The organism is Brevibacillus thermoruber 423, from assembly GCF_000454065.1.
Lineage (GTDB): Bacteria > Bacillota > Bacilli > Brevibacillales > Brevibacillaceae > Brevibacillus > Brevibacillus thermoruber.
The window spans coordinates 720,887-732,945 of sequence record NZ_ATNE01000001.1 but is presented as its reverse complement, the minus strand read 5'-3'; the positions used below and the strand labels follow the sequence as shown (position 1 = coordinate 732,945).

Below are 12,059 nucleotides of genomic sequence, written 5' to 3'. Positions count from 1 at the left end.
ACGGATGTATCCTATTGTCGATCTTGTCGAACACCAGACCATCGCCGCGGTTCAATCGGAAGCCGATGTGGACGACGCGATCAAAAGCGACGTGAATATCGTCTTTCTGTTGACCGGCTCGATTTTCAACATCAAGGAACTGGTGGACCGGATCAAGCAGGCCGGCAAATGCGTCTTTTTGCACATGGAGTTCATCGAGGGCATCGCCCCTGACAAAAGCGGCGTGGCGTACGTGGCCCAAAACATCGCGCCGACCGGCATCATCTCCACCCGCAGCAACCTGATTCGGGTCGCCAAGGAGATGGGGCTGATGGCGATTCAGCGCATCTTTCTGATCGATCGCAACGCCGTGATCAAAGGCATCAAGGTCGTGGAGCAGAGCATGCCGGACGCGGTCGAAGTGATGCCCGGCGTGATGCCGAGGGTGATCCAGGAGATGACCGGCCTGACGCCGCTGCCCATCATCGCCGGCGGACTGGTCGGCACCAAGCAGGAAATTGACGACGCGCTTGCCGCAGGGGCGCTGGCCGTGTCGGTCGGCACCAAGGACCTGTGGTTTTAGTGGACGTAGTTTTCGTGTAAGTCTTCTTGTGAATAGGAAAAAGGGAAGAGAACAGGAGAACCCCCTTGAAAGGACGGCTTGTCTGATGATGGCAGGCCGCACTTTTCACAGGGGGTTTTTTTCGGCATGAAACATGGAGCGCGTGAGAAGAACCGGCGCGGGCGAAGCGGCTGCAACAGGGAGGCTTCGTCCTGCCGGAGAGGAGGCTTTTGTGTGAAAATGAAATTTTCAGCGAGCAGCCGGCTGGCTGTACTTCAGGAGATGGCGGGGGAGACGCTTGACCTGCTCGTGATCGGCGGCGGGATTACCGGTGCGGGCATCGCGCTGGACGCCAGCGTCCGCGGCATGAAGGTGGCCGTGGTGGAAAAGGCGGACTTCGGTTCGGGGACGAGCAGCCGCTCCACCAAACTGATTCACGGCGGGCTCCGGTATCTGAAGCAGGGGGAAGTGAAGCTGGTGCGGGAAGTAGGGAGAGAACGGGCCATCCTGTACAAAAACGCCCCCCATCTGGTCATTCCCGCCCCGATGCTGCTGCCGATCTACCAAGGGGGAACCTACGGCTACCTGGCCTCGTCGGTCGGCCTCTACCTGTACGACCTGCTGGCCGGCGTGGAGCGCACGGAACGGCGGAAAATGCTCAGCCGCGACGAGACGATCCGGCAGGAGCCGCTGCTCAAGCGGGACCGGCTAAAAGGAGGCGGACTCTACGTGGAATACCGCACGGACGACGCCCGCCTGACGCTCGACATCATGAAGACGGCTGTGGCACACGGGGCACGGGCGGTCAATTACGCGGAAGCGCGCCAGTTTCTCTACGACAACGGCCGGTTGACGGGGGTGCGCGTCGCGGATGGCGTGTCGGGCCGGACGTTTGATCTGTACGCCACATGCGTCGTCAACGCCGCCGGCCCCTGGGTGGACGAACTGCGCCGCTTGGACGGCTCGCTTGCCGGCAAGCGCCTCTATCTGACGAAAGGCGTCCATCTGGTGGTCGCCTACGACCGCCTGCCGGTGGCGCAATCGGCGTACTTTGACACCCCGGACGGGCGCATGGTGTTCGTCATTCCGCGCGGCACGATCACCTACATCGGCACGACCGACACGCCCTACCGACACGACATCGACCAGCCCCGCACCACCGTCGCGGACCGCGACTACCTGCTGCGCGCGGTCAACGCGATGTTCCCCGATGTCAGGCTGAAGCCGCGGGACGTGCTCTCCCATTGGGCCGGACTGCGCCCGCTGATTTACGAGGAGGGCAAAGGCCCGTCGGAACTGTCGCGGAAAGACGAGGTGTTTCATTCCCCTTCCGGCCTGATCACCATCGCCGGAGGCAAGCTGACGGGCTTCCGCAAGATGGCGGAAAAGGTGGTCGATCTGGTGGCGCAGACGCTGCGGGAGCGGGAAGGACGGTCCTTTCCCGGCTGCACGACCGACCGGATTGTGATCAGCGGCGGAGAGCGGAACGGGCGTGAGCGGTATGAAGACTGGAAGCGGGAGATGCTGCGGCTGGGGGTGGAGAAAGGCGTCGACCGGGAGACGGCGCAGGAGTGGCTCGACACGTACGGCACCAACACGCTGCGGATTTACGATCGGCTGCCGGGACCTCCTCTTACCCCCGAACAGCTTCTGCGGGCGCAGATTCAATACGCCGTGGAGGAGGAGATGACAGTACACGCCGTCGACTTCCTGCGGCTGCGCACCGGCTGGACCTATTTTCAACTGCACAAGGCGGAAGAACAGGCGGAGCGCGTCGTCAGGCTGATGGCGGACGAACGGAAATGGGACGCCGCGGAGGCAGCACGCCAGCGGGAGATGATCGCGCGCTTGATCGCGTCGATCCGCCAGCTTCCGGAAAGCGACGCGGCGTTGGAGGAAGGAACGCGTTGTCCGCTTGACAGGGAGTCTCGTTGCAATTGATTTTTGACAAGCCGTTGACAAAGAAGGTCAACGGCTATTTGACTTCAGTTATGTACCCGAAAGTGAAGACGAACTGCTTATTCACTCAGATCAAGGCTGGCATTACCAAATGAGCAAGTACCAACATGCATTGAAAGAGAAGAACGTCACGCAGAGTATGTCGCGGAAAGGAAACTGTTATGACAATGCTGTCATGGAGAACTTCTTTGGTATCCTGAAATCGGAATTATTATATATGCAAGAGTTTGAAAGCATTGAGCATTTTAAACAAGAGTTGGCAAAATACATCGACTACTATAACAACAAACGCATCAAGGCAAAATTAAAAGGCTTGAGTCCAGTGCAATACCGAACTCAAACCTTACTTGCGGCTTAACTAAAATTACTGTCTAACTTTTTGGGGTCACTTCAGTGCTGGTGGTTTATTTTTTTGCTTGCTTTGCTTTTGGGGTTACCGAAAGATTTATTGAAGGATATCACGCTGAGCAATGCTTGGCTATTGGGAAAGCTACTTAGATGAAATTAGGGCGTCTAGTAGAAAGGGAGGAATATGTATATGAACAAAGCATGAATAATAGACATCTATTTGATGAGGCATCGATAATTCAATCGTTTATAGCTACGGCGTATTTGCTAAAGGCAAGCCGCAGATGAAGGTCATGGCATTCAAGCTTTTCGAAAAAATATGTACTCGACAAATGAAGATAGAGGAACGATGGCCAAGACTTGGCGGGAGTGACCATCTCAGACGGCTCAATGAGTGTCCCGCCCCTACAGCAAATGCCTGACGACAGGAAGTGGTGCATCAGGGACTCATAGAATTGCAGGCGACGTACCAGTTTGGGCTGTGCACCTTTTGGGACTGTAGAGATTCGTAAACAAGCCATATAAAAAACGAAAACTACGATAGAAAAATTTCAAGCACGATTAAAGATGAAACCCAAAATATGACATATAAAGTGTTGATATGTCAAAATTATAAGAGTATAATACCAATGTAAAGGTAAAAAATTGAAAAATAGGAGGTTTAATAATGTTAATGAAGAAAATGCATATTCTAACGTTATCAGCATCACTTGTTACATTATTTTTCTTCCAAGGGGTGATGACACCTGAAGCTTATGCAAAATCGAAGCAAAAAACTATTGACAGTATAGAGTTTAAACAGGATAGCGATAATGATGGATTAACAGACTTTAATGAATTGTTCATTACCAGCACAATAAACAATGATACTAATGGTAATGGGATATTAGATGGTGATGAAGATTATGACGGTGACGGACTTACAAATCTTGAAGAACAGGAATTGGGAACAAAATTAGATGCTAAAGATAGTGATGGCGATGGTTTAGATGATAAAGTTGAAATAGTTAAATACCAAACAAAACCATCAGTTGCAGATACTGATGGAGACGGTCTTAAAGATGGTATTGAAATTTCGTATTTAGGATCGGATCCATTAAATTCTGATGAAAACAACAACAAAAAGTTGGATGGGGATGAGAAACATAAATACACATTTCCAAAAAATGAATTTGGCATAAAAGGCGAAATGATCGGAATTTCAAACGTTCCTCAGAAAGTAATTGTCCGTCAGACACCAGTTCTGTTAGCCCAAGAAATAAGGAGTGCGCTAACTTTCAATATTGTAAGTTTGGATCCAAATATAGAATTTAATCTGTCGATACCAGTTAATGAGAAAGAAAAAAATGAAGATTATGTTTTATATAAATACAATGAAAAGAAAGTTCAGTTAGAACCTATTAAGGAACAAAAGTATTCCAAAAGGACAAATTCAATAGAGGTTGAGTTTCTAGGAGGAGGGACTTTTGTTTTACTATCCAGCAAAGATTTTACAGAATATGTACCAACAAAAGAAGCTAAAAAAGGAAAATTCAAGAAGAAAAAGGGGAAAGTAAAACTTAACAATTTACCACTAGAAATCGACGCTGAGAGCATTAGTGATGATGGGACATTTAAAATTTCAAAGACTGTAAAATATGATGATGATATCAGTCTGGATGGCGTGTCAACGCCGACTTTATTTTGACCCACCATCGCCGGTTTAGAATTGACCCACCCGGCGATTTTTTGTTGGTTAGGTGGTAGAGGGGGAGCCGTAGGCTCCAGTCCTCATCTTCTCACGAAGTCGGTAACTATTCCCCCTAATATTGACGATGTGGGAATGGTGTAAGAGCCGATCCAGGATAGCCGTAGCAAGTATCGGATCGCCCATCAGTTCCCCCCATTCACCGAAACTCTTGTTGCTGGTCAACAGAATACTCCCTCTCTCGTATCTTGCACTTACTACCTGGAAAAAGAGGTTAGCTGCCAAACTGTCAAACGGTAAGTAACCAATTTCGTCAATAATCAGGAGCTTTGGTCGAATATAGATGCGTAGGCGTTTATCCAGCCTGTTTTCCGTGTAAGCTTTTCGCAGATCTTCGATGAGTTGCGAGAGACTGACAAAGTAAACGGATATCCCTTGCGAGATGGCTTCTACAGCCAACGCCACCGCCAGATGACTTTTTCCTACTCCGGGAGGCCCTAAGAACAAGACATTCTCGTGTCGGGTTACAAAAGTCATCGTGGCCAGCTCTCGAATCAACCGTTCGTCAATGCTGGGTTGGAAAGCAAAATCGAACTCCTCCAGCGTTTTTCGGTAAGGCAAGTGTGCGAGTTTGGTGCGTACCTCCATATTCCGTTTTTGACGTTCCGCTATCTCTGCATCTAGAAGCATGTTGAGAAAGGACAGATAGGTGGGCTGTCCATGACTTGCCGCTTCCAAATGGGCATCCAAGAGTAGAGCCGCTTGCTGAAGCCCAAGTTCCTCAAGACGTAGCCGTGCCTGTTCCAGTTCAATCATGCTCCCACCCCCGTCAGCTGCTCATAGACATCCAGCGAACGCACTTCCACTTGCTGCGATGAAATCTGTCGGGCTTGCGGACGTGGATAGGCATATCCTTGAGCAGTCGTAAGACCTGCATACTGGTTTTCACAAAAAACAGTTGCACGGGATCGATAGACCTTTTGGTGTCGAGCAATACATGTGCCGTCGGCCCAGATTTCCACCCACCCATTCACTTCTCGCACGGTACCCTCACGTCCACTGTACCTCCATGGAACCCCATATCGTACACCATCGTAGCTAACAAATCCGTCTCGGCTGACCTGTCTCGGTTCATGCAAGTATTTTTCCCATCGTTCAGCTGAAGGGATAGGCGACAGATTTTCCTCACGGAGTCGGTCGATGGGACGTTCGCCGGTTGTTCCATGAATACGGCGGTTAATCCGCTCGCACCAGTGTAGGGCTTGTTGATTGAGATCCTGTAAATCAACGAAGCGTTTGCCAGGAAGAAAGTTGTTTTTTACGTATTGAACGCCTCGTTCCACTTTTCCCTTTGTTTCGGGGCGTCGAACTTTGCATACTTTTGGAACAAGCCCAATCGCTGCAGCAAAGTCGGCAAAAAGCGGATGCCAGCGAGGTTTTCGATCATCTCCCATGCCCAGTACGACGGTTTTCATCTGGTCGGTCAGCATTACCTTTGGGATGCCCCCAAAATATTCAAAAGCATGAATCAAGCAACGAAGAAAGCTGTGAATGTCACAACGCTTAGTGAACTCTATATAGGTGGAACGAGAGTACCCCAATACCATGACAAATACCGGCACTTTTCGGACTGTACCGTCCAAATCTACGTAATCACACAGTCCCCAGTCGACCTGTGCATATTCACCAGGTTTCGTCTCGTAACGAAGAACAGCGGGAACTTGTTTGGGAGGACGGAAGTCCTTCACATAGTCTTTCAAGATGGTACGTCCCCCGGTATACCCCTTTTCTCGTAGAAGATCGAATAAAACCTCGCAGTTATAGATACCTTCTTGAAGACGTTCCTGCAGGAACGGTTTATACGGATCAAGCTTGGAACCACGAGATTTACGGGTTCCCTTTTCGGGGGAGAATTCACCCCGGAGATATCGGCGAACTGTATTTCGAGAATGCCCCGTTAGACGGGCAATTTCACGAATACTCTTGCCTTCTGCCCTCATGGTATGTAACGATATCACTATCCCACTCCTTAGCATGTGTCTCCCTCCGAAGATTAACTTGGCCGTTAATACCGAAGGGGATATATTCGCTAAGGGTGGGTCATTTTCTTTCCGGCGAACCTGGGTCAATTATATCCCGGCGGTGACATGGCGAAGCGGATGATGTTGATAACACCCATTTATTGGAGTCTACTTATAAAATAGAAGATGTGTATGAACAGGGGGATGAGACAATAGCTACTGCTACTGCTGTCACCACCCAGTCTGGAAAGACACCCGTTATCTTAGTTCATGGCTTATTGGGAGGGGCTGACACTTGGGGATTCGAAGATAGATGGTATCATATTGGATACGATGAACCTTGGGCCTCTGAACCCATTCGTTCTTATGAAACGATAACTGGAGAAAGCTATAGCACTCATGAAGAAACTACATATTCAAATATTGATGTTCATTCAATAACTGGAATTGTTGATGATGAAGAGCTTGGTCCAAAGTTAATTATTGATTACGGGTATACCCCTAATGAAGATATTTTTACATTTATATATAACGCTGATGGTACTTCAGGTTGTGTTAGAACAGCAGCTAACCATCTAAATTCAGTTATTCGTGAGTTGAAGAATAGTGTATTCAGTAGTTCAACGCAGGATGTAAATCTGGTTGGGCATAGCATGGGAGGCTTGGTTTCTCGGTATTTAGTTGAGAATATCAGAAGCGCAGATGTTGAAAGGGTGGTTACCCTGGGGACTCCGCATTTTGGAAGCGATCAGGCACCTTTTGGAGATTTAGATAGAGATGATAGTGAATTGTGGAATGGTTCCAGGAAGTTTGAAAATGATTTCAGCAAACCACTTATTGGTTTTGCTGGATGGAACCCGAGCTATAATACACTGGTTGGGGATTTTGGCGATATAAGAAACATATATCAGACTGGACTAGGGGTTGGACCGACAAAAACTTATTCGAGTTGGAATGAATATGTAAATGAAAAATATTATGATAAAACGGGAGATTATCCTTTGTACGGAGATATTGAAGATGGTCCAGTAAATATTGATTCAGCTCTTGGCTCGGATTATGACCCAGAGGAAGACTTCGGTGATTCTCCAGTAGAAATGAATACTAGATTCCTGATTTGGGATGATGAGTTTGGAGGACATAGTACGATGCGTAAACACCCAAGAACACCATACTATGTAGAAAAGCATTAACAGGAACATATGACGATCGCTCTAAAAATTAAATAAGCTTGGGAAATAAAAAAGAGGGAGGAAAATAGCTTGGCAGTTCATTTCCTCCCTTTACTTTAGTAAAAATGTGGATTTGTTGAAAACAATAACAAGGAGTAATACATGGACAAAATCATGTCAAAAATAATTGCAATATATGCAATCATATGGCTAACAGTTCTAGCTATTATTATAGCAACCCAAGAAGAAATAACATTATACTACGCATCAATAGGTACATTTGTTATCGGGTTGATCGTTTTGATCGGCTTGTTCGCTTTAAAAAAAATACTCCATATTCGCTCTGCCGATAATAAAAAACAAGAAGTTTTATGGGGCATTATTTTTGCCTTATTATTTGTTGCGTTAATTCTTTTTGTAGTCGTTATGACAGCACTGTTTTAGGCGAATGGATCGGATTAAAGGCTCGAAATCACTAAAATTTTGCTTGGCGATTCCAGTTTATTATCCCCTCGCTATTAAATCGCAATATATACCCCATGCATAGCCGCAACCGGGCCCGCCGCTGGTGTGGAGACAAGATCTGCGGCAACCAGATGTAGGTCCGCCAGTTGCGCAAACGGCAGAAAAAAGGGGAAGCTGAAAGAGGCTTCCCCTTGGCTTGTTTCTATCCTTTTACAAACACCGTCTTGATCGCGGTGAAAAACTCGATGGCGGCCTGCCCCTGCTCGCGGGAGTGGGAGCTGGACTGCTTCATGCCGCCGAACGGGGCCTGCAGTTCCACACCCGCGCTCTCGGCGTTGATGCGCACCATGCCGGCGTCCATGTCGCGGATAAAGGCCAGCATGTTCCCGATGTCCCGGGTGAAGATGGAGGCGCTGAGTCCGAAGCGGGAATCATTGGCCACCTGCAGGGTGTCCACTTTTATCAGCGCCAGCACCGGGCCGAAAATCTCCTCCCGGGCGATGGTCATGTCCGGCGTGACGTTTTCAAAGACAGTCGGCTCCACGTAAAATCCGTGTTCCAGGCCGGGCGCGGTCACGCGTTTTCCGCCGCACAGCAGTACGGCTCCTTCTTCGAGTCCTTTCTGGATGTAGCCGAGCACGGTCTGCATCTGCCGTTCGCTGGCGCACGGTCCCATCCAGGTGTCGGGGGCGAGGCCGTCGCCCACTTTCAGAGCGGCCACCCGTTCCAGCAGCTTTTGCTTGAACGCGTCGTAAACGGCGCTCTGGACGATGACGCGGCTGGTGGCCGTGCACTTCTGGCCGGTGGAGCGAAGACCGCCGCTCACGGTCGCCTCCACGGCCAGATCGAGGTCGGCATCGGCCGCGACGATGACTGGGTTTTTGCCGCCCATCTCCAGTTGGTACTTGGCTCCCCGGGCGAGCGCTCCCAGGCCCACCTGCTTGCCCACCTGATCGGAGCCGGTGAACGTAACGGCGGCGATGCCGGGATGATCGACGATTCCCTGGCCGATTGTCAATAATCGCTATACAATTCCCCAAAAATATCGGTCGAAAATTCCCCATTTTCTCCGTTATTGCTCGTTAACTTCGGCAGGCTCCGGACGAAAGAAGCCTGCCTTTTTCTTTTCCTTGATCCGATAACTTTCTCCCTTTATGTTGGTCGTATTGGAGTGATGTAATAATCTATCCAAAATGGCCGTCGCCAAGACAGTATCGCCAAAGATTTCTCCCCATGCTCCATAGGTTTTGTTGGAAGTCAAGATCATCGAACCTTTTTCGTACCGTTAAGAGACAATTTGGAAGAAGAAGTGGGCGGCGGTTTCGTCCATCTTTCGGTATCCAATCTCGTCAATGATCAGTAGATCCGGTTTGGTTAGAGCCTTTATCTTTTGGGCAATCGTACGATTGCCATAAGCTGTCTGTAGCGTCTGAACCAAGTCGTGGGCGGTAATGAAATACACCGAATATCGATTCTTTATGGCTTCTAATCCGAGCGCTACTGCTAGATGGGTTTTACCAACGCCAGGTGGGCCTAGAAAGATGAGATTCTCCTGATGCTCCAGAAAACGTAACGTAGCAAAATCTCGGATACGCCTTTCATCGATCGATGGTTGAAAGACGAAATCGAATTGGTCTAGTGTTTTTCGATAAGGAAGTCGGGCTAAACGAGTACGTGTTTGCAAAAATCACTCGTATTTTGCCGCTAGCTCCTCCTGCAATAACTTGTCCAGAAACTCTAAATACGGTATGTTTTGTTTGGATGCTTCTTCGGCGTGGTAGTGGAGGATATCCGGAATGCGTACCCAACCTAATTGACGGCACGCTTCCAATAGTCGTTCTTGCAGAATCAATGCAGGACCTCCTCCTCTTCCATCAACTCTTCATATGCCGTAAGTGAGCGTTCTAACACTTCGGGTGTTGAATTCGGAACATAGCGGGGAGTAGTTGGGGAACCTTGGTGCCCGTCATTGTCCGGATTCCTTCGAAGTGTTTTTTATGCTCACAGTTTGATTCCGACCTATCTGCTTAGGATGTTCTGCGATCTGTTGACCGGCATAATAGAAACGTAAGATGCCGTTCTTTGCGTCTTGTATTTCTACTGTATATCCTACATAGGTCCATGGTACGGAATAGCGATTAGCCGCATAGGAAACGTGAGCGTCAGCCATCACCTTTCGGAAATGACGCTCGACAGTAGCAAACGGAACGTTGTTCATTGGTAGGAGAGTTTCCTCTTTCCAACGCTTAATTGGTACCTCATGGGTTGTTCCATGAACACGACAGTTAGCAACTGTGTCTAGCCAGTGCCGTACCAGTTCATTCAGCTCTTGAAGTCCAGTAAAGGTACGGACACGAGGCCAGAAGTTTTTGCATAGGTACCCCACTCCATTTTCCACTTTTCCCTTCGTACGAGCCCGATAGGGCTTGCAGCGTAACAACTTAAAACCGTAATGGCTAGCAAAACGGGCAAAACGCTCGTTCCAAATTACCTGGCCTTTGTCGTCCTGACCGATAACTACTGTCTTCATGTTGTCATATAGACAGTTTTGAGGAACACCACCGAAGCTGCATCGCTCGGACATGACAACCCATAAGGGGTTCTAGTTTTTCATCTTCCGTAAATTCCACATACATCATCCGAGAATACCCTAACACCATGACAAAGGCGTATACCCGTTTTTGCTTGCCGCCGTATGCCACTCGAAAATGTCCCCAGTCCACTTGTGCCTGCTGCCCAGGCAATGTCTCGTACCATTCGGTTGCCTTTGCCCGAATTTGTGGCCGTAAGGGTTTCATAAAGTCACGCAAGATTGTGTCCTTACCGGTGTAGCCACGCTCTTTTATTTCATCGTAGATAATTCGAGCATTGATACAACCTTCTGCCATTCGAGCACGAATGTACCACTTGAAAGGTTCCAGCTTGCTAACACGAGGTTTACGTAGGCGATAGCTCTCCGGTTCATTTTTCTGTAGCCACTTCCGAATCGTTTTTCGATCTCGTCCAGTTTCTTCCGCGATTTGGGTGATATTCATCCCTTTTTGTCTCATTTCCTTGATCACAAAAAACTCCCCATTCTTCACCATATTTACTCTCCTCCCGGAGAGTATGTCGGCTTTTTCTGGGGAATTTTAAACCGCTGATATTGGGGATTTTACGACCGATTTTGACACGATGACCGAACCCGCGCCGGTTACCATGTTGACGACGCCCGGGGGCAGCCCTGCTTCGTCCACGCATTCCATCAGCTTGGCGGCGGTGATGGCGGTCTCCTGTGCCGGCTTGAAGACGACCGTGTTGCCGTAGACGATGGCCGGCGCGATTTTCCAGATGGGAATGGCGACGGGGAAGTTCCAGGGCGTGATCACGCCCACGACGCCCAGAGGTGAACATCAGCCCTTCGCTGTCGTCGGCTCCGTTTCCGGTTTTTTGTTAATTGTAACCAAAAGTTGCGTGGAAGTCTCCTTCTGCGACACTTTTAAAAAACAGCCTACGTCGTAGGTTGCAGCTATTCGGACTTGAAGATAGCGGAGAGTGGATTCCACTTAATGAGATACTATTACTATCTGCTGAATTGGGGCAATGTAAAAAAATAATTGGAAATATTGTAACGAATATCCAATATAGTCCGTCTTTATTTAAGGAGGGACAACTCCAACAAATATAGAGTAGAGGTTGGTGATCATGTCAAAAAAGAAATTGCTCGCCAGTCTACACATCGTTGGTTTAGAGGTAAACGGAAAGGACGCATATCAGGAAAAAAGCTAATTTGGTCAGTTCATATTTCTTTCGGGAATGTTTTTCTTGAAAGCATTCTAAACAATGTCTTATGGTCTAAGGCTACTAATCAAAATGGAGGGTGATTA

The 12,059-nt window shown here is 48.6% G+C and carries 11 protein-coding genes and 4 pseudogenes; 8 read left to right on the top strand and 7 right to left on the bottom strand.

All coding sequences use genetic code 11. The features are described 5' to 3' along the window. Positions 1-4: 4 nt before the first annotated feature. The 5 genes and pseudogenes from M516_RS0103565 to M516_RS24245 all read left to right on the top strand — a co-directional run bounded on the left by M516_RS0103565 (position 5) and on the right by M516_RS24245 (position 4,535). On the top strand, positions 5-562 hold the full coding sequence (locus M516_RS0103565) for a glycerol-3-phosphate responsive antiterminator (protein ID WP_029097910.1): 558 nt from the start codon (positions 5-7) through the stop codon (positions 560-562). A gap of 219 nt (positions 563-781) precedes the next feature. Further along, entirely contained in the window at positions 782-2,482 is a 1,701-nt protein-coding gene (locus M516_RS22655; RefSeq protein WP_051188092.1) for a glycerol-3-phosphate dehydrogenase/oxidase, read from the top strand. Positions 2,483-2,549: 67 nt separating this feature from the next. After that, a pseudogene (locus M516_RS22650) lies at positions 2,550-2,858 on the top strand (IS3 family transposase); the annotation flags it as partial. Positions 2,859-2,998: 140 nt separating this feature from the next. Further along, positions 2,999-3,136, top strand: a complete 138-nt coding sequence (locus M516_RS26115; RefSeq protein WP_255433741.1) for a zincin-like metallopeptidase toxin domain-containing protein — start codon at positions 2,999-3,001, stop codon at positions 3,134-3,136. 379 nt (positions 3,137-3,515) lie between these two features. After that, the gene (locus tag M516_RS24245; RefSeq protein ID WP_029097909.1) at positions 3,516-4,535 is read left to right on the top strand and encodes a thrombospondin type 3 repeat-containing protein; all 1,020 of its coding nucleotides are present in this window, start codon (positions 3,516-3,518) and stop codon (positions 4,533-4,535) included. 48 nt (positions 4,536-4,583) lie between these two features. Here the strand turns inward: M516_RS24245 and istB (M516_RS0103540) are convergent, their stop codons facing one another. Together istB (M516_RS0103540) and istA are read right to left on the bottom strand one after the other, a co-directional pair. Further along, positions 4,584-5,351, bottom strand: a complete 768-nt coding sequence (gene istB, locus M516_RS0103540; RefSeq protein WP_008409491.1) for an IS21-like element helper ATPase IstB — start codon at positions 5,349-5,351, stop codon at positions 4,584-4,586. Further along, positions 5,348-6,571, bottom strand: a complete 1,224-nt coding sequence (gene istA / locus M516_RS24555) for an IS21 family transposase (protein WP_008409807.1) — start codon at positions 6,569-6,571, stop codon at positions 5,348-5,350. The genes istB (M516_RS0103540) and istA overlap by 4 nt, the downstream gene beginning before the upstream one ends. A 173-nt stretch (positions 6,572-6,744) precedes the next feature. On the opposite strand from istA, the gene M516_RS24550 reads away from it, so the two are divergent. The 3 genes from M516_RS24550 (at position 6,745) to M516_RS26285 (ending at position 8,330) form a co-directional block, all read left to right on the top strand. Further along, positions 6,745-7,749 (top strand): esterase/lipase family protein, encoded by a 1,005-nt coding sequence (locus M516_RS24550; protein ID WP_193746938.1) that lies wholly within the window; start codon positions 6,745-6,747, stop codon positions 7,747-7,749. Between the two features lie 141 nt (positions 7,750-7,890). Beyond that, positions 7,891-8,172 carry a hypothetical protein gene (locus M516_RS0103520; RefSeq protein WP_029097907.1) on the top strand — a complete coding sequence of 94 codons (282 nt, stop codon included), beginning with the start codon at positions 7,891-7,893 and terminating at the stop codon, positions 8,170-8,172. Between the two features lie 95 nt (positions 8,173-8,267). Continuing rightward, positions 8,268-8,330 (top strand): CGNR zinc finger domain-containing protein, encoded by a 63-nt coding sequence (locus M516_RS26285; RefSeq protein WP_143862485.1) that lies wholly within the window; start codon positions 8,268-8,270, stop codon positions 8,328-8,330. Between the two features lie 65 nt (positions 8,331-8,395). Here the strand turns inward: M516_RS26285 and M516_RS22635 are convergent. The 5 genes and pseudogenes from M516_RS22635 to M516_RS0103500 all read right to left on the bottom strand — a co-directional run. Next, positions 8,396-9,205: pseudogene (locus M516_RS22635) on the bottom strand (aldehyde dehydrogenase family protein); the annotation flags it as partial. A 60-nt stretch (positions 9,206-9,265) separates the two neighbouring features. Then, positions 9,266-10,045 (bottom strand): annotated as a pseudogene (gene istB / locus M516_RS22630) (IS21-like element helper ATPase IstB). A gap of 114 nt (positions 10,046-10,159) precedes the next feature. Then, positions 10,160-10,363 (bottom strand): Mu transposase domain-containing protein, encoded by a 204-nt coding sequence (locus M516_RS26280; protein WP_420796313.1) that lies wholly within the window; start codon positions 10,361-10,363, stop codon positions 10,160-10,162. A 364-nt stretch (positions 10,364-10,727) separates the two neighbouring features. Then, positions 10,728-11,279 carry a DDE-type integrase/transposase/recombinase gene (locus M516_RS25865; protein WP_238550901.1) on the bottom strand — a complete coding sequence of 184 codons (552 nt, stop codon included), beginning with the start codon at positions 11,277-11,279 and terminating at the stop codon, positions 10,728-10,730. 48 nt (positions 11,280-11,327) lie between these two features. Then, positions 11,328-11,579: pseudogene (locus M516_RS0103500) on the bottom strand (aldehyde dehydrogenase family protein); the annotation flags it as partial. Positions 11,580-12,059 lie beyond the last annotated feature (480 nt).